This window comes from Escherichia sp. E4736, assembly GCF_005781225.1.
GTDB lineage: Bacteria > Pseudomonadota > Gammaproteobacteria > Enterobacterales > Enterobacteriaceae > Escherichia.
Genome location: NZ_VATT01000006.1, coordinates 46625 through 64965, shown reverse-complemented (window position 1 = coordinate 64965; position 18341 = coordinate 46625). Strand labels below are relative to the sequence as shown.

Genomic DNA, 18341 nt, shown 5'->3' with positions numbered 1-18341 from the left:
CGGGAGGGCGGGCCTCCCGGCGGGTTATTGCGTTGGTTGTTGTTTGACGACATTAATCATCCACGGTACGCCAAATTTATCGGTGACTTTGCCGAAGCCATGCGCCCAGAAGGTTTCCTGCCAGTCCATTTCGATTTTTCCGTTAGCTGCAAGGTTATCAAACCAGCGTTTTCCTTCTTCGACCTGTTGCGAATCGAGCACCAGCGTAAAGCCGGAGTAGCTGGCTTTTCCTGACGGCATGGCATCGCTCATCATGATATCGCTTCCGGCAATACGCACGTTAGCATGGGCGATGGCGGTATCGGGAAATTGCAACCCGGAAGGGCAGCCTTCGGCGCTGTCCTGCGCTGATTTCGGCATTTCGCCGAAGCTGATTTTATAGAGCAGTTCCGCGCCCAATGTGCGTTGATAATAAGCAATTGCGTCGGCACAGTTACCGGCAAAAGAGAGGTAGGGACTTAACGGCATGATGGTGACCTCAGTTAAGAGAAGCCAGTTAAGTGTAGTTCGAAATTTGTACAGATGAGAGGCGGCCTGATAAGACGCGCGAGCGTCGCATCAGGCAGTCGCACTGTTGCCGGATGCGGCGTGAACGCCTTATCCGGCCTACGGATGGTGCGAGAATTTGTAGGCCTGATAAGACGCGCAAGCGTCGCATCAGGCAGTCGGCACCGTTGCCGGATGCGGCGCGAGCGCTTTATCCGGCCTACCGATCATGTGCCAACATTACATTGAGCAATACAATCAGTTCTTTTTCACGAACTCAGATTTCAGTTTCATCGGACCAAAACCGTCGATTTTGCAATCGATGTTATGGTCGCCTTCAACCAGGCGGATGTTTTTCACTTTGGTGCCGATCTTCAGCATCGAAGAGCTACCTTTCACCTTCAGATCTTTAATGATGGTAACGCTGTCGCCGTCAGCCAGCAGGTTGCCGTTAGCATCTTTAACGATCAGCTCGTCACTTTCCTGCGCAGGTTCTGCGTCGTTCCATTCGTAGGCGCATTCCGGGCAGATGTACATGCCGTTATCTTCGTAAGTGTATTCGGAGTTGCATTTTGGGCAGTGTGGTAATGACATGTGGATTTCCTCAAAAGTCAGCGGGGCAAAAGCGCCAAAAAACGGCAGATTGCCGAAAAAGGCCGCAATTATACACAAAATCCCTGAGTTTGTCGGGGGTACTGCTGATTTTAGACGACGATCGTTTTCATTTGAAAGAGAAGGCAAAAAGAAAATAATCTTTTTGCCTCAGTTTATTATTTGAGATAAGGTTAACTTTATTCTTGTTCTTTTTTTTATTTAATTGTTTTTTATCTTTCTGACTTTTAAACGTGTCGGAAGAGACGTCGTCATTCTAATAAAAACAACAAATTAAATATAAATTATTTCCCGCAGTAATTATAAAAGCCGAAAACAGAACTAAAAAACGATCTGGCTAAATAAAAGTAATAAAATTTGCTTTAAGGAAGAACTTTCCATGTGCACACAGACAATATATGAGTTAAGTCAGGAGGCGGAACGTCTGTTACTGCTTTCCCGACAACAGTTGCAGTTACTGGAAAAAATGCCTCTCACTGTACCTGGAGAAGTGGCGCCGCCTCTGACTTTACCCTGGAGTCAGCATAATATCGTCGAGCGCCACGCGATGCTGAATAATGAGCTGCGTAAAATTTCCCGTCTGGAAATGGTGCTGGCGATTGTCGGCACAATGAAAGCAGGGAAATCAACCACCATTAATGCCATTGTTGGCACTGAAGTTCTTCCTAATCGCAATCGCCCTATGACTGCGCTGCCAACGCTTATTCGCCATACACCGGGGCAAAAAGAACCCGTGCTGCATTTTTCACATGTCGCGCCAATTGACCGTTTAATCCAACAATTACAACAACGCCTGCGTGATTACGATATTAATCATCTGACCGATCTGCTGGAAATAGATAAAGATATGCGTGCACTTATGCAGCGGATCGAAAATGGCGTCGCTTTCGAAAAATATTACCTGGGCGCCCAGCCTATTTTTCATTGTCTGAAAAGTTTGAATGATTTGGTGCGCATGGCGAAAGCGCTGGACGTTGATTTTCCTTTTTCTGCTTACGCCGCCATCGAACATATCCCAGTGATTGAAGTGGAGTTCGTCCATCTGGCGGGACTGGAAAGTTATCCGGGGCAGTTAACATTACTGGATACTCCCGGGCCAAACGAAGCCGGACAACCACATCTGCAACAAATGCTTAATGAGCAGCTGGCGCACGCTTCTGCGGTGCTGGCGGTGATGGATTATACGCAACTGAAATCGATCTCCGATGAAGAGGTGCGCGCGGCGGTTATGGCCGTCGGCAAGTCAGTACCGCTGTATGTATTGGTCAATAAATTCGATCAGCAGGATCGTAACAGCGACGATGCCGAACAGGTGCGGGCGCTGATTTCCGGGACGTTGATGAAAGGCTGTGTTACGCCAGGGCAGATATTTCCGGTATCGTCGATGTGGGGCTATCTGGCGAATCGGGCGCGCCATGAGTTAGCCAGCAGCGGCAGATTGCCCGATCCTCAACAGCAACGCTGGGTGGAGGATTTTGCTCATGCGGCGCTCGGCAGGCGCTGGTGTAACGCGGATCTGGAGGATATCGACCATATTCGCCATGCAGTTGAGCAATTGTGGGAAGACTCGTTATTTGAACAGCCGGTGCAGGCGTTGCTTCATGCCGCGTATGCCAACGCGTCGTTGTACGCTCTGCGTTCTGCCTCGCATAAATTGTTGAATTACGCCCAGCAGGCGCGGGAGTACCTTGATTTTCGCGCCCACGGCCTGACTGTCGCCTGCGAGCTATTGCGGCAAAATATCCACCAACTCGAAGAAAATTTGCAGCTATTGCAACTCAATCAGACGCAGGTGAGCGGTGAGATTCAACATGAAATAGAGCTGGCCCTGACATCAGCCAACGACTTTTTGCGTCAGCAGCAAGAGCAGGTGAATGCCCAGTTAGCCGTGCTGTTTCAACATGATTCGTGGCCATTAAGCGAGATTCGTACTCGCTGCGAGACACTGTTACAGACGGCACAGACCCAAATCAGCCGGGATTTCACGCTGCGTTTTGCTGAACTGGAATCAACCCTTTGCCGGGTACTAACCGATGTTATTCGTCCCATTGAACAACAGGTTAAAGTGGCATTGAGTGAGTCTGGGTTTCGCCCTGGATTTGAGTTTCCTGTTTTTCGCAGCGTGGTTCCCCACTTCAATACTCGCCAGCTATTCAGCGATGCAATATCACTCCAGGAAATACCGGATGAGCAGGTCACCCGTTTAGGTGTTGTACGTGAGACTTTCTCGCGCTGGTTGAATCAACCAGACTGGGGACGGAGTAGTGAGAAATCCCCGACGAAGACCGTTGATTACAGTGTGCTACAACGTACGTTAACCGAAGAAATTGACCTCTATTGCCAACAAATGGCTAAAGTTTTAGCGGTTCAGGTCGATGATTCTGTCACGGCAGGAATGAGCACATTTTTCGCTGATTTCGCTGTATGTTTGACGGAATTACACACGCGTTTACGCGAAAGTCTGGCTTTGCGACAGCAAAATGAATCCGTGGTGAAAATTATGCAGCAGCAATTGCAGCAGACTGCAACAACGCACGGCTGGATTTATACGGACTCTCAGTTGTTACGCGATGATATTCAAACTCTTTTCACGGCAGAACAGTATTGACAAAGACGTTACTGGACGGCCCCGGTCGTGTGCTGGAGTCGATTCATCCCCGCTTTTTAGTGGATCTGGCGCTGGGCGATGATACCCGCCATCCGCAAGCCCATCAGCAGCAGTTTCGTGAACGACTGATGCAGGAGATCCTTGCTCGCACACAGCTTCAGACGTGGGCGAATGCCGGAATGTTAAATGCGCCGCTTAGTCTACGCCTGGCATTGGTGGAAAAACTGGCGGCCATGCTTGACCCCGGTCATCTGGCGTTGACACAGATCGCACAATATCTGGCGTTACTGCAAAAAAGGGATCTCCGCCCACAATCCGCTTTCCCGGAACTCCAGCAGCAAATTACTGCTTTATATGAGTGGTTTTCAGCCCGTTGTCACTGGAAGGAAAAAGCCTTAACGCAACGAGGGTTGCTGGTGCAGGCGGGCGAACAGAGCGAGCAAATTTTTACTCGCTGGCGTGCCGGTGCGTATGACAGTTGGTCGCTGCCTGGACGTGGTTTCATCGTTCTGGAAGAACTGCGTTGGGGGGCGTTTGGCGATGCCTGCCGTCTGGGAAGTCCGCAAGCGGCAGCGTTGTTGCTTGATGATTTGCGCGTGAAAGCGACGCAATATCTGGCTGAAAGTATCAACGCGGCACCGACTACTCGTCATTATTACCACCAATGGTTCACATCACCCACAGCTCTAAGCGGTGGGGAGCATGCTGACTTTTTAGGTTGGTTGGGTAAGTGGTCCGATGCAGATAAACAGCCCGTTTGCTGGTCGGTGACCCAACGTTGGCAAACTGTCGCGGTAGGGATGCCACGGCTCTGTTCAGCACAACGTCTGGTGGAGGCCATGGTCGAGGAAATCTTCTCTGTAAATTGCGTGTAAATAATCAGTTACATTGGTGAGTGTTTAACGAAATCCATATGTGAAGTTGATCACAAATTTAAACGCTGGTAGGGTAAAAAGGTCATTAACTGCCCAATTCAGGCGTCAACTGGTTTGGTTGTACAATTCTTAATCGGAACGTGTAAGTAAACCCGCTACGCTTGTTACAGAGATTGCACCCTGCAATTCCCGCTTCCCTTTTGCGGGCGCCACGTTATTTGCCTGACGTGTGCGGAAATGGGCTTACTCTGCGAGGAAAGCTATGCTGAAAAGGAAAAAAGTAAAACCGATTACCCTTCGTGACGTCACTATTATTGATGACGGTAAACTGCGCAAAGCCATTACCGCAGCATCGCTGGGTAATGCAATGGAATGGTTCGATTTTGGTGTTTATGGTTTTGTTGCCTACGCATTAGGTAAGGTCTTTTTCCCGGGGGCTGACCCCAGCGTGCAGATGGTTGCTGCACTTGCCACCTTCTCCGTTCCCTTTCTGATTCGACCGCTTGGCGGGCTCTTCTTCGGTATGTTGGGCGATAAATATGGTCGCCAGAAGATCCTTGCGATCACCATTGTGATTATGTCGATCAGTACGTTCTGTATTGGCTTAATACCGTCCTACGCCTCTATTGGTATTTGGGCACCGATTCTGTTGTTGATCTGTAAGATGGCGCAAGGATTCTCGGTGGGGGGCGAATATACCGGGGCGTCGATATTTGTTGCGGAATACTCCCCTGACCGTAAACGCGGCTTTATGGGCAGTTGGCTGGATTTCGGTTCTATTGCCGGGTTTGTGCTGGGTGCGGGCGTGGTGGTGTTAATTTCGACCATCGTCGGTGAAGAAAACTTCCTCGACTGGGGCTGGCGTATTCCGTTCTTTATCGCTCTGCCTTTAGGGATTATCGGGCTTTACTTGCGCCATGCGCTGGAAGAGACGCCAGCTTTCCAGCAACATGTTGAGAAACTGGAGCAGGGCGACCGGGAAGGTTTGCAGGATGGTCCGAAAGTCTCGTTTAAAGAGATTGCCACCAAACACTGGCGCAGTTTGTTGACGTGTATTGGCCTGGTGATTGCCACCAACGTCACTTACTACATGCTGCTGACCTATATGCCGAGTTATTTGTCGCATAACCTGCACTACTCCGAAGACCACGGAGTGCTGATTATTATCGCCATTATGATTGGTATGCTGTTTGTGCAACCGGTGATGGGGCTGCTTAGTGACCGTTTTGGCCGTCGTCCGTTTGTGATCCTCGGCAGTGTTGCGCTGTTTGCGCTGGCGATCCCGGCGTTCATCCTGATTAACAGTAATATCATCGGCCTGATTTTCGCCGGGTTGTTGATGCTGGCAGTGATCCTTAACTGCTTTACGGGTGTTATGGCCTCAACGCTGCCAGCGATGTTCCCGACGCATATCCGTTACAGTGCACTGGCGGCGGCATTTAATATTTCGGTGCTGATTGCTGGTCTGACGCCAACACTGGCGGCCTGGCTGGTCGAAAGCTCGCAGAATCTGATGATGCCTGCCTATTACCTGATGGTCGTGGCGGTGGTTGGTTTAATCACCGGCGTAACCATGAAAGAGACGGCGAATCAGCCATTGAAAGGTGCGACGCCAGCGGCGTCAGATTTACAGGAAGCGAAGGAAATTCTCGTCGAGCATTACGATAATATTGAGCAAAAAATCGAGGATATTGACCACGAGATTGCCGATTTGCAGGCGAAACGTTCTCGCCTGGTGCAGCAACATCCGCGTATTGATGAGTAATCTGAAATGGATGGCCTGATGCGACGCTGTCTTATCAGGCCTACAACCGAACTCTTAAGGTTCACTTAATCTCTGGCGCGCATACTCTCCTCCAGGTTAACGGAGGAGAGTGCAATGAAAAACCGTATTTATGAACGTTTAACTACCGTGTTCAGCGTGCTGGTAGTCAGCAGCTTTCTCTATATCTGGTTTGCCACGTACTGATCTTTCTTCAGCCGTACCCAGGCACGCGTGCCGGAGGTTTCTTCCCGGTTTTGCAGGAAAAACTGCCCGTGATGCAACTGCGTGATGCGGCTGACAATACTTAATCCCAGACCAATTCCGCCATAACGGCTGTCCATTCGTACAAACGCTTTGCTTAACTCCCCGCATTTACTCTCATCAATACCTGGCCCTTCATCTTCAACCGCCATTACCGCACCGCCATCTTCTTGCAGCTTAATCATAATGTTGCTGCCTTGTGGGCTGTAACGATGGGCGTTTTCTACCAGGTTTCGCAATAACATCCGCAGCAGGGTTGCATCACCCTGAACGGTGATGTCGGCGGCGCTCTCTGGCAACAGCAAGGTTTGCTGACGCTGGTCGAGCATGGTACTTAACTCGTCATACGAGGGCAGAATCACATCTTCCAGCAGTTTTACATGCTGATAATTACCGGATGAAAATGACTGACCCGCACGAGCCAGTTGTAACAACTGGGAGACGCTCTCCATCATCTGATCAAGCCGCGCCACTAACGGCGCTACATCAATGTGATGCGTTTTCGCCAGCAACTCCAGATGCAAACGTACCCCCGCCAGCGGCGTTCGCAGTTCGTGAGCGACGTCAGCGGTAAACAAGCGTTCGTTATCCAGCGTGCTGGTCAGGCGAGATACCAGATCGTTCAAAGCCGAAACCACCGATTCGATTTCGAGGGTGGCACTGTGAATGGCAATGGGCGTTAAGTTGTCGGCGGTGCGCGCTTCCAGCTCTTTTTGCAACTCCGCCAGCGGACGGGTGATGCGCCGTACCGCTTGATAGCAGATAAATAGCGTCAGGCTGACCATAAACACGCCGGGGACAATCAGGCTGGCGACCGCCTCGCGGATCTCACGCATGATGTGGCGATCGTTGTTGCGATTGTCGCGTAACGCCTGCTCAAATAGCTGAATCTGCTCGGTACTTTCATGCCATAGCCAGAAGACGCTGATCAGCTCAAACACCAGCAAAATGGCCCCGATGGTCAATATTAGCCGCTGGCGTAGCGATATTGGACGACGCAGAAAACGCATCAGATTCAATTAGTTCTCCTCATTTACGACCAGCATATAGCCAAAACCGCGTACGGTACGGATGCGCGACTTACCCACTTTATCGCGCAGGTTGTGGATATGCACTTCCAGGGTGTTAGTCGAGGGTTCGTTGTCCCAGTTATAGATGTCGTTGTAGAGAATTTCCCGATGCACGGGGCTGCCTGCCTTGAGCATCAACCGTGACAGCAGAGCATATTCTTTCGGCGTCAGAATCAGTTCTTCACCGCCCATCCATACCTGACGGCGACCCATATTCAGCGTCAGGTTGCCAACAATCAACTCGCTTTCGCCCTGATTATTATGGCGTCGCAGCAGGGCGCGAATGCGGGCGTGCAACTCTTCCAGCGCAAAAGGCTTCACCAGATAGTCGTCGGCCCCGACATCCAGCCCGGCGATTTTGTCGGTCAGAGTGTCGCGGGCGGTGAGGATCAGCACCGGCAGGGTGTATTTTTTCTGCCGGATACGGGCGAGAAAATGCAGCCCGTCTTCGTCAGGTAAACCTAAATCCAGCACCACCAGACTGTAATGACCAGCTTCCAGGCTTTGTTCCGCCATCCGTGCGGTTGTGACGCCATCACAGGCGTAGCCTTCCGTTTGCGCCGCCAGAATCAATCCCTGCAATAACAGTGTATCGTCTTCAACAATTAGAATTTTCATTCAGTCGTTCTCCTGCAAGTTTGCAGAATATCATCCGCAGCCTGGTAATACTTCGTCTCAACACCGGTTAATCCCAACAGCGTTGAGAATAAATTGTCTTGTGAATAGTGCTGCGTTTGCGCCTGTTTTTGCAGGCAATTCTGGTCAACCTGATACCGCTTTTGATAATCCTCCGACAGCCACAGCAGCATTGGCACCTGTTTTTGGCTATCCGGGGCGATGGCATAAGGCAGGCCGTGCAGATAGATGCCATTTTCACCTAACGATTCACCGTGATCAGAAAGATAAACCAGGCTGGTGGTAAATTTATCCTGATGTTCTTTCAGCAGATTAATCGCTTTATCAACAATATAGTCGACGTAGACCAGCGTGTTGTCGTAAGTGTTCACCAGTTGTTCTTTCGTGCAGGTTTGGATCTCGTTGGTGTCGCAAGTAGGGGTAAATTTCCTGAACTGCGGCGGATAACGGTTGTAATAGGTCGGGCCGTGGCTGCCGATGGTGTGTAATACAATCACGCCATCTCCCTGCAGGTTATTGATGTACTCTTCCAGCCCGTGGAACAGCACTTCGTCATAGCATTCGCCGTTGATGCACTGACCAGGCAAGTTCAGCGCAGTGACGTTCTGGTGAGGCACGCGGTCGCAGACGCCTTTACAGCCGCCATCGTTGTCATTCCAAAGCACGTTGATACCCGCCCGCTGAATGATATCCAGCACGCCTTCCTGGTGTTGTGCCAGCTCTTCTTTGTAATGCTCGCGCGGCATATCCGAGAACATGCACGGTACAGAAACAGCCGTTGCTGTGCCGCAAGACGCAGTATTTGGGAAATAGACCACGTTATCTTTCGCCAGCCGCGGGTTAGTTTCACGCGGGTAGCCGTTGAGCGAGAAGTTTTCCGCCCGTGAAGTTTCACCGACGATCAAAATGGTCAGGTTTTTCCGATCTCCATTTTGCATTAACGGGTTGCGGCGAGCATCCTCACCAATGCGTACCAGCGGCAGATTCGCCAGTCGTTGATGAGAATACCATGACCAGCTGGCAACAATGCTGTTAGACGGGCTTAAGGATTTCACCAGCTCTTTGTTGTTGCGAAACAGCGAGGCGTAGTCTTTATAAAATAGTGCGGCGACCAGCACAATCAGCAGTATAGAAATCAGGATGCTGGCTCCGCGGAAAAGAACACTGCGCAGGCGCGAGGTGGCAGGTTTGATTTTTATCCAGCAGGCAATCAGCGCGGCAAGTACGCCGCTTAACCCTAGCGTTAATAACATCCGCGGCGTCATCAACGCATAACTTTCCGCCGCTGTGGTATCCATAATATTGGCAATCATTGAACGGTCGATGACGATGCCATAAGTCATGATGAAATATTGCGCTGATGCGCCGACAAGAATAAACAGACATGCCAGCGGGCGATTAAGCCATAAGAAAGAGCTTAGTGTCAGGACAATATTAATCACGCTGAAGGCGACGACCGGCATCGACAAGAAAACCAGCACGTTATGCAGTGAATCCAGCGGTAACGCCTGTAATACCTGTTTAAAAAAGGCAATATTCAGGCAGATAGAGATATAAAAAGAGGCCAGCAATAGCCAGGCGAGTAAATTCAAAGAGGGTCTTTTTAGAAGGCGCTTCAACATCACGGTGTTTCCATCGAACAAAGTGCGCATATGTTCGCAAAGCAAAGTTAAGCCAACCTTAAGTTCTTAAGGTTGGCTTATGCGTTTGCTGGATTAAGGGGGACTTAATCTTTACTGGTCGGTGCATCTAAAGGATAGGGGTTTTTATGCATCCGGTTGTAGTTCAGCGTGTACATGGCTGTGATCACCATCAGAGTGACGAATGACCACATGACCTCTTTTGCGCCAGAACCGACCACCGCCCAGATACAGTAAAGGAAGGCGATAGTCGTGATGGTCACATACGCCGGACGCGTTTTGCCAAAGTGACCGTGACCTAAAAGCAGTAAAGCGGCACAGGTGTAAAGATAAGGCACGAGGGTAAAGATTACCGATACGGAGGACACCAGACCAAACTCTTTGGTGGCGTTTGGCGAGATGCTACTGAACTGGAAGATAGTCATCAGAATACCAACGATAATCAACCCGGCAACCGGAGTACCCGCTTTGTTAACGCGGGCAAAAATGGGGGGGAACAGGCCGTCATCGGCAGCCGCTTTCGCCGTTTGCCCGGCCAGTAGTGTCCAGCCGCCCAGCGAGCCTAAGCAACCTGCCGCTGCGCAGAAGGAGACAATGGCCCCAGCGGTATCACCCAGCGCCATCCGCGCCGCATCGCCAAAAGGTGAGGCGGAAACGCGCAGCGCGGCATTAGGGATCATCCCCATAATTGCCGTGGTCGAGAGTACATAGCAGACGGCGGCAATCAACACCCCGCCAATGGTGGCGATTGGCACGTTGCGTTTCGGGTTTTTCACTACGCCCGCCGCAACGGAAGCACTTTCTACCCCGATAAACGACCACAACGTGACGTTTAAGGTACTTTGAATCGCACCGAAAGTACCCTGACCACTCACGTTCCAGGCTGCCATATACGTTTCACTGTGGAACCAGAACCAGCCGAATACTGCAATCCCGACAATGGGGATCAGTGCCAGCACAGTGGCGACAGCCTGCACGCGGGTGATCATTTTTGGACCGACGATATTAAGCAGAACGAAGATCCACAGCACCACCACACAGGTGATGGTTAATACCAACGGATCTTTGAGGATAGGGAAAAAGTAGCTTAAATACCCCACGCCAATGACCACCATGGCAATATTGCCGATCCAGCAGGCCAGCCAGTAGAGAACGTTTGTTTGATACCCGAGGAAAGGGCCAAAGCAGCGGCGCGCGTAGGCATATGAACCGCCAGGGCTGGGATCAAGGAAAGACATTTTGGCGTAGACCATCGACAAAGCCAGCGCACCGATAATCGTCACCAACCAACCATATATGGCTATCCCGCCTGTCGAGGCCAGGTTTGCAGGTAATAGAAAAACACCTGACCCCATAATATTCCCCGACACCATCAGGGTGACGGGGATTAAGCCCACTTTGTGAGCGTCAGCATCCGAAGACATAATTAAACTCCTGCGAAGGCGAGCTTCGTGACAATAAATTACGTCATATCATACGCCTACACTCGCGCGTTGAATTATCCTCAACCGGGTTATCGCTGATGCTGTTATTAATATAGCTCTTCGTTCAGGTTATAAATCAGGCGACAGAACGTTCTCTGTGCTGACTAACATAATGGAGAGGCGTCATACCATAGAAGTCTTTAAATACAGATATAAAATAGGAAGTGCTGTTGTAGCCGCAGGATTGTGATACCTGTGAGATATTTTTGCCGTCCATCATTAATTCATTTACGGCATAACGCATACGGCAGGTGGTGATTATTTGGCTATAACTGGTGTTTTCACTTTTCAGTTTTTTCTTTAACAGGCTGGGGCTTAGACATAAACAGCTGGCTACCATACTAAGATTCCAGTCTTTATGAATATCGCTTTCAATTATTTGATAAACGCTATCACTTACACAATTACGTAACATATACATCATAAGAGAAAGGAATTTTTTACTGTCGAGAAAGCGTGATAGCACAGTGAATAATAATGCACGAGTGCGTTCTTTTTCTGACTCTGTTTCAGCGGGCATCATGCTATGTTGAGCAGCGACGCGAAAGAGGTCCAGTGTCAGGCATGGTAAGGCCAGAACTGGGGTGGCGCTTCGTTGCCAGACGGGTATTTTTGAGAGATCTTTATTCAGAAAACGGAGGTAATCTTTGATGATGTTATGACTAATATGCGCAACCAAAGTGTTATTAAGTGAGGAGACATCAATAATATTATTTTCACAACTTAATAACGCCATGTGGTTAGCCTTCAGGCTTATAGGTTCTTTCCCATTCACCCTTAACCAGACATCTTTTTCAGTCAATAAAACAATACAAGGTTGGTCGCTGCAAATCCTCATACATGTACTCCTGAATGCAAATAAAAGACCCGTTTTCGCCAGGAAGAGCGATACGGGGAAATGGTTATATAATTGTATGACGAATCAAAACATGCATAAAAATAACGTGTTTTACTAATATTACAAATTTTTATAGTAATTTCTCATGTACAAAAAATTTTACATGCTGAAAAAGTGTAAATAACAGGCAAAAAAAAGCGCGGGGTGGGGCCGCGCAAAAAGTATGACATTTTTGTTTGCAGCAATTTTTATGAAAACGTTGCCATACTCAAAAGGCCTCAGGCCAGGCGGCGTAATGTTATTTAAACAATTACGCCTTCAGCGGAATAGTGGTTACGCTTTCACACACATCACGTGGTAAATACCGTCAATAATTTCGGTACCTTCAGTTTCGTGTTCGAAACCAGGGAAATGATGATCCCAGGATTGTAGTGAGCGTAAATAGCTTACCTGCGGACTGTTTTTATCGCCGAAGTTTTCGCCAGAGAGCAGCATTGGGATTCCTGGCGGATACGGGATGACAGAGTTCGCCGCAATACGTCCCGGCAGGTTTTCAATGGATACCAGTTCGACGTTGTTATTGACAATCGCGTTGTAGGCTTCACGCGGGGTGATTTCAGCCACCGGCAGGCCAGAATAGGCTTCGTTCAACCGTGCGCCTGGGTTGTTTTCTTTCAGCCAGGCAAACATTTTGTCACCCAGATCGTGAATACCCATATTCGCGTAAGTGTCAGGATATTGTTCAGCAAGTTCCGGCATCACCTGCGCCAGCGGTGTATTAGCATCGTAGTGGCGTTTGAAAGAGCAAAGTGTGTTAACCAGAGTTCCCCATTTCCCACGGGTTACGCCCATAGAGAACAGGAACATAATCTGGAAGTCAGTGGTGCGGGTTGGCACAATGCCGTGACGACCAAGCCAGGCGGTGACCAGTGCGGCAGGTACGCCAGTCTCTTCCAGTTCGCCGTCTTCTCCCATCCCCGGTGCGAGGATGCTGACTTTAATCGGGTCGAGCATGCTCCAGTTGTCCGGGATATCTTTAAAGCCGTGCCAGCTTTCGCCTGGGTGCATTACCCAGCAGTCCTGAACGGTGGTCAGCAGTTTGCTCGGCGCGTCGGCAAAGTCATAGGTTTTGCCAGTTTCTGGGTCGGTAACCACTTCTTTATTCCACGGTTTAAAGAACCAGTTTCCTTCGTCGGTAAATTCTTTATACAACCGCGCCATTGCCTGACGGAAATCGACCGCTTCGTCGATCACTTCCTGCGTCAGCGACAGGCCGCTGTTGCCGTCCATCATCGATACTGCTACATCGTTTGATGCGCAGATGGCATACAACGGGGAAGTGGTGGCATGCATCATGTATGCCTGATTAAAGCGGGAGAAGTTAATCGCTCCACGACCTTCACGCACATGAATGTAAGACGCCTGCGACAGCGCATTCAGCAGTTTGTGAGTGGAGTGGGTAGCAAAAACGGTTGGGCCGTTATGATCGCCCGGTTCACCGCGCATGGCATAGTGATCGGCATAGATCGGATTAAAGCGCGCATAGCCGTACCAGGCTTCGTCGAAGTGCAGACGATCGGAGGTTTTTTCCAGCAGATCCTGTGCTTCTTTGGCGTTGTAGCATACGCCGTCGTAGGTGCAGTTGGTTACCACGCAGTAAGAGGGTTTTTGCCCAACTTTATCTTTGGTCAGCGGGCTTTCGCTGATTTTCTTCTGTAAAGTTTCAGGCTGCATTTCCTGCGGGTAGATTGGCCCGATAATGCCGTAGCGGTTGCGGCTTGGCACCATGTAGACCGGTTTCGCGCCAGTCAGCATTAAGCCTTGTTCGATGGATTTGTGGCAGTTACGGTCAACGACCACCACATCGTTATCGGTCATGCAAGCCTGCATGATAGTGCGGTTAGAGCCGGAAGTCCCGACGACGACCGACCAGGAGCGATCGGCACCAAATACGCGCGCGGCATATTTTTCGCTTTCGCCAAATGCGCCAGTATGGTCGAGTAAAGAACCGAGGGAAGTTCTTTCGATGCCCATGTCGGTACGGAACAGATTTTCACCATAATAGTCATGGTAGAAACGCCCGGCTGGCGTTTTGGTGAAGCCAACGCCGCCCTGGTGGCCCGGTGCGGCCCAGGAATACTCGTGGATGTCGCTATATTTCATCAGCGCGCTGAACAGTGGCGGCAACAGTTGCTGACGATAGCGGGTCATCGCGGCAACGGCGCGTCCGGCGATAAAGTCGGCGGTATCTTCCAGAATCCAGGCGAATTCATCGACAAGCTCCAGCAGGTCGCGATCTATTGCGGCGAGGGCTTTTTCCCGATCGCCCAACAGGAAGACCGGCACATTTTGCTGGCGTTCGTGAAGCTTACCGATCAATTCTCTGACGTTTTGATGTTCGTCCGGATGTTCCATTTGATAGCTGAACATCAGACAATCAATGGCCTCATTTGAAGAGAGAATGGCAAAGCCGTCATCAAATGAGGTTGATTTAATGACAGTGACATTTTGCTGGCTTAAGGCATTCGCCAGACGCTCAACAGCGTTACCGACCCAGGTGTCCTGATGGAGAAACTCGCTTTCAACAATTAATACTTTCATCATTGCTTACCCGGTTATGAAGGAATCTTCGTTGCGGGCAAGTATCTTCTGGGTATTTCAGGCTGTAAAGCGAGTAAAAAACAGTCGCTTTTGTTTTTTTTATTTTTATAAACAAACAATTACATTGATTTCTAAAGTTGTTTTCACTGCTTATTATCGACAGCTAAACTATTTTTTTGGCTGATACTGATATCATCTTTATCCGGGAAGCGTCTGGCGGTGTTGTTGGCTAAGTTTGCGGTATTTTTGCGGCGACATGCCGACATATTTGCCGAACGTGCTGTAAAAGCGACTGCTCGAACGAAAGCCTGCTGTCAGGGCAATATCGAGAATACTTTTATCGGTATCGCTCAGTAACGCGCGAACGTGGTTGATGCGCATCGCCGTAATGTACTGTTTCATCGTCAATTGCATGACCCGCTGGAAGATCCCCATCGCATAGTTGGCGTTAAGTTTGACGTGCTCGGCCACGTCGTTGATGGTTAGCGCTTGATCATAGTTTTCTGCAATAAAGCCCAACATCTGGCTGACATAAAACTGTGCATGACGCGAGACGCTGTTTTTGTGCGTACGCGAGGTTTTATTGACCAGAATCGGCTCCCAGCCAGAGAGGCTAAATCGCTTGAGCATCAGGCCAATTTCATCAATAGCGAGTTGGCGGATTTGCTCGTTTGGGCTGTTGAGCTCCTGCTGCCAGCGACGCACTTCAAACGGACTAAGCTGCTGTGACGCCAGTGATTTGATCACCATACCGTGAGTGACGTGGTTTATAAGGTCTTTATCCAGCGGCCAGGAGAGAAACAGATGCATCGGCAGATTAAAAATTGCCATGCTCTGACAGGTTCCGGTATCTGTTAGCTGATGTGGCGTACAGGCCCAGAACAGCGTGATATGCCCCTGGTTGATCTTCACTTTTTCATTGTTGATCAGGTATTCCACATCGCCATCGAAAGGCACATTCACTTCGACCTGACCATGCCAGTGGCTGGTGGGCATGATATGCGGTGCGCGAAACTCAATCTCCATTCGCTGATATTCTGAATACAGTGATAGCGGGCTGCGGGTCTGCTTTTCATCGCTGCTACACATAAAGTTATCAGTATTCATGGATGGCTCTCTTTCCTGGATTATCAGAATTATGACATGAGTGGGGGAGGATGACTGCGAATGGGAGCACGGTTTTCACCCTCTTCCCAGAGGGCGTCCAAGGATAAGGAGGCCGAAATCTCTGCTTTTCAGCTAATTTATTCCCATAAACTCAGATTTACTGATACTTCACTCAGGATCTGAGTTTATGGGAATACTCGACGGGGAAGCCGGAAGTTTTCTGCGGTATCGCCTGCCATGATGAAGTTATTCAAGCAAGCCAGGAGATCTGCATGATGTCTGCACCCAAAATTACATTTATCGGCGCTGGTTCGACAATTTTCGTTAAAAATATTCTTGGTGATGTGTTTCACCGTGAGGCACTGAAAACGGCGCATATCGCTCTGATGGACATCGATCCCACACGGCTGGAAGAGTCGCACATCGTGGTGCGCAAGCTGATGGATTCAGCAGGGGCCAGCGGCAAAATCACCTGCCACAGCGAACAGAAAGAAGCCTTACAGGGCGCCGATTTTGTGGTGGTGGCGTTTCAGATTGGCGGTTATGAACCCTGCACAGTGACTGATTTTGAGGTCTGTAAGCGCCACGGTCTGGAACAAACCATTGCCGATACGCTGGGGCCTGGCGGCATTATGCGTGCGCTACGTACCATTCCGCACTTGTGGCAGATTTGCGAGGACATGACGGAAGTTTGCCCCGATGCCACCATGCTCAATTACGTTAACCCGATGGCGATGAATACCTGGGCGATGTATGCCCGCTATCCGCATATCAAACAGGTGGGGCTGTGCCACTCGGTGCAGGGAACGGCGGAAGAGCTGGCCCGCGACCTGAATATCGATCCGTCCACGCTGCGTTATCGTTGCGCTGGTATCAACCATATGGCGTTCTACCTGGAGCTGGAGCGCAAAACCGCAGACGGCAGTTACGTGAATCTCTACCCGGAACTGCTGGCAGCGTATGACGCAGGCCAGGCACCGAAACCGAATATTCATGGCAATACTCGTTGCCAGAATATTGTGCGCTATGAAATGTTCAAAAAGCTGGGCTACTTCGTCACGGAGTCGTCAGAACATTTTGCCGAATATACGCCGTGGTTTATTAAGCCAGGTCGCGAGGATTTGATTGAGCGTTATAAAGTGCCGCTGGATGAGTACCCGAAACGCTGTGTTGAACAGTTGGCGAACTGGCATAAAGAGCTGGAGGAGTATAAGAACGCCTCCCGGATTGATATTAAACCGTCGCGGGAATATGCCAGCACGATTATGAACGCTATCTGGACCGGTGAGCCGAGTGTGATTTACGGCAACGTCCGTAACGATGGTTTGATTGATAACCTGCCACAAGGATGCTGTGTGGAAGTGGCCTGTCTGGTTGACGCCAATGGTATTCAGCCAACCAAAGTTGGTGCACTGCCTTCGCATCTGGCTGCCCTGATGCAAACCAACATCAACGTACAGACGCTGCTGACCGAAGCCATTCTCACCGAAAATCGTGACCGTGTTTACCACGCCGCAATGATGGACCCGCATACCGCCGCCGTGCTGGGCATTGACGAAATTTATGCCCTGGTTGACGACCTGATTACCGCTCACGGCGACTGGCTACCTGGCTGGTTGCACCGCTAAGGTGTAATCGCTTCCGGCGCTCTGGTGATTAAGCCATAGCGCCGTAACTGGTGGCAGTGAAAGCGAGCGAGGAATATCACCGCGGTTAATGCGCCCAGCAGCGCACAGAACATATCGGATTGCGTGTCCCACTGGTCGCCCTGGGTGCCGAGAAAATCATCCGCCCCCTGGCCCATCGCCAGCGCCGCCCACCACTCGATCAACTCATACATGGCGCTTATTGCCAGCGCTACGCAGCAGACCAGGAACGCCACCATTTTCCGTCCACGAACGTACATTCCGCGCACGAGAATCTCTCGTGCCACCAGTGCAGGCACCAGCCCCTGGAAAAAATGCCCCAGCTTGTCATACGGATTACGGCTCAACCCTAACCATTCCTGCACCTCAAAACCGATGGGGACTTTCGCGTAGGTGTACTGCCCGCCGACCATCAGGATGATGGCGTGAAAGAAAATGAGCGTATAGAGCAGCGGCGTTAACGGGTAACGTCTGGCGGTGGCAAGCAGTAGCGGCACGACAATAATCACCGGTGTTACTTCCATCAGCCAGGTGAGTTTGTCATGGGCCGAAATGCCGGTATAAATCAGGATTAACGTTAGCGCCAGTGCGCCGGTGTTAAGAATTAACGGCTTGAGTGTGCGGGTCATGGTGAGTTCGCAAGTCAGGGAAAATACTGACTATTCACCAGCAAGCGTGAAATTACAATCGCAAAAGAGGTGGCCCAGGGGGA

15 protein-coding genes are annotated in these 18341 nt (G+C 50.2%); 5 read left to right on the top strand and 10 right to left on the bottom strand.

Translation table 11 applies throughout. From position 1 onward, the window contains the following. Positions 1-24 precede the first annotated feature (24 nt). Both yjdN and FEK46_RS04390 read right to left on the bottom strand, forming a co-directional pair. Entirely contained in the window at positions 25-468 is a 444-nt protein-coding gene (gene yjdN, locus FEK46_RS04395) for a VOC family metalloprotein YjdN (RefSeq protein ID WP_130205897.1), read from the bottom strand. 276 nt (positions 469-744) lie between these two features. Next, a complete protein-coding gene (locus FEK46_RS04390; protein ID WP_001300891.1) occupies positions 745-1080 on the bottom strand; it encodes a zinc ribbon domain-containing protein YjdM in 336 nt (111 codons plus the stop codon). A 397-nt stretch (positions 1081-1477) separates the two neighbouring features. Here FEK46_RS04390 and crfC point away from each other — a divergent pair, with 397 nt between their 5' ends. The 4 genes from crfC (at position 1478) to pmrR (ending at position 6550) form a co-directional block, all read left to right on the top strand. Then, positions 1478-3706 (top strand): clamp-binding protein CrfC, encoded by a 2229-nt coding sequence (crfC, locus tag FEK46_RS04385; RefSeq protein ID WP_135560209.1) that lies wholly within the window; start codon positions 1478-1480, stop codon positions 3704-3706. Further along, positions 3703-4581, top strand: a complete 879-nt coding sequence (locus FEK46_RS04380; protein WP_135560208.1) for a diguanylate cyclase regulator RdcB family protein — start codon at positions 3703-3705, stop codon at positions 4579-4581. The genes crfC and FEK46_RS04380 overlap by 4 nt, the downstream gene beginning before the upstream one ends. 262 nt (positions 4582-4843) lie before the next feature. Then, a complete protein-coding gene (gene proP, locus FEK46_RS04375; RefSeq protein ID WP_130205905.1) occupies positions 4844-6346 on the top strand; it encodes a glycine betaine/L-proline transporter ProP in 1503 nt (500 codons plus the stop codon). 114 nt (positions 6347-6460) lie between these two features. Next, positions 6461-6550 (top strand): LpxT activity modulator PmrR, encoded by a 90-nt coding sequence (gene pmrR / locus FEK46_RS04370; protein WP_074399408.1) that lies wholly within the window; start codon positions 6461-6463, stop codon positions 6548-6550. Here pmrR and pmrB read toward each other — a convergent pair. The 7 genes from pmrB to melR form a co-directional block, all read right to left on the bottom strand. Beyond that, positions 6526-7626 carry a two-component system sensor histidine kinase PmrB gene (gene pmrB / locus FEK46_RS04365; protein WP_165383162.1) on the bottom strand — a complete coding sequence of 367 codons (1101 nt, stop codon included), beginning with the start codon at positions 7624-7626 and terminating at the stop codon, positions 6526-6528. The two genes, pmrR and pmrB, sit on opposite strands and share 25 nt — an antisense overlap. Then, positions 7627-8295 carry a two-component system response regulator BasR gene (gene basR / locus FEK46_RS04360; RefSeq protein ID WP_064525700.1) on the bottom strand — a complete coding sequence of 223 codons (669 nt, stop codon included), beginning with the start codon at positions 8293-8295 and terminating at the stop codon, positions 7627-7629. Next, on the bottom strand, positions 8292-9935 hold the full coding sequence (eptA, locus tag FEK46_RS04355) for a phosphoethanolamine transferase EptA (RefSeq protein WP_130205909.1): 1644 nt from the start codon (positions 9933-9935) through the stop codon (positions 8292-8294). Before eptA ends, basR begins: the two co-directional genes overlap by 4 nt. Positions 9936-10039: 104 nt before the next feature. Beyond that, positions 10040-11377 carry an arginine/agmatine antiporter gene (adiC, locus tag FEK46_RS04350; protein WP_130259497.1) on the bottom strand — a complete coding sequence of 446 codons (1338 nt, stop codon included), beginning with the start codon at positions 11375-11377 and terminating at the stop codon, positions 10040-10042. A gap of 136 nt (positions 11378-11513) precedes the next feature. Continuing rightward, positions 11514-12275 carry a DNA-binding transcriptional activator AdiY gene (gene adiY, locus FEK46_RS04345; RefSeq protein WP_130221796.1) on the bottom strand — a complete coding sequence of 254 codons (762 nt, stop codon included), beginning with the start codon at positions 12273-12275 and terminating at the stop codon, positions 11514-11516. 333 nt (positions 12276-12608) lie between these two features. Beyond that, a complete protein-coding gene (adiA, locus tag FEK46_RS04340; RefSeq protein WP_135560232.1) occupies positions 12609-14876 on the bottom strand; it encodes an arginine decarboxylase in 2268 nt (755 codons plus the stop codon). Between the two features lie 198 nt (positions 14877-15074). Continuing rightward, on the bottom strand, positions 15075-15983 hold the full coding sequence (gene melR, locus FEK46_RS04335; RefSeq protein WP_131161355.1) for a transcriptional regulator MelR: 909 nt from the start codon (positions 15981-15983) through the stop codon (positions 15075-15077). A gap of 272 nt (positions 15984-16255) precedes the next feature. On the opposite strand from melR, the gene melA reads away from it, so the two are divergent. After that, complete coding sequence (gene melA / locus FEK46_RS04330; RefSeq protein ID WP_130205917.1) at positions 16256-17611, top strand: alpha-galactosidase; 1356 nt, start codon at positions 16256-16258, stop codon at positions 17609-17611. Here the strand turns inward: melA and FEK46_RS04325 are convergent. Beyond that, positions 17608-18258, bottom strand: a complete 651-nt coding sequence (locus tag FEK46_RS04325; RefSeq protein WP_130205919.1) for a DUF2238 domain-containing protein — start codon at positions 18256-18258, stop codon at positions 17608-17610. The two genes, melA and FEK46_RS04325, sit on opposite strands and share 4 nt — an antisense overlap. Between the last annotated feature and the right edge of the window lie 83 nt (positions 18259-18341).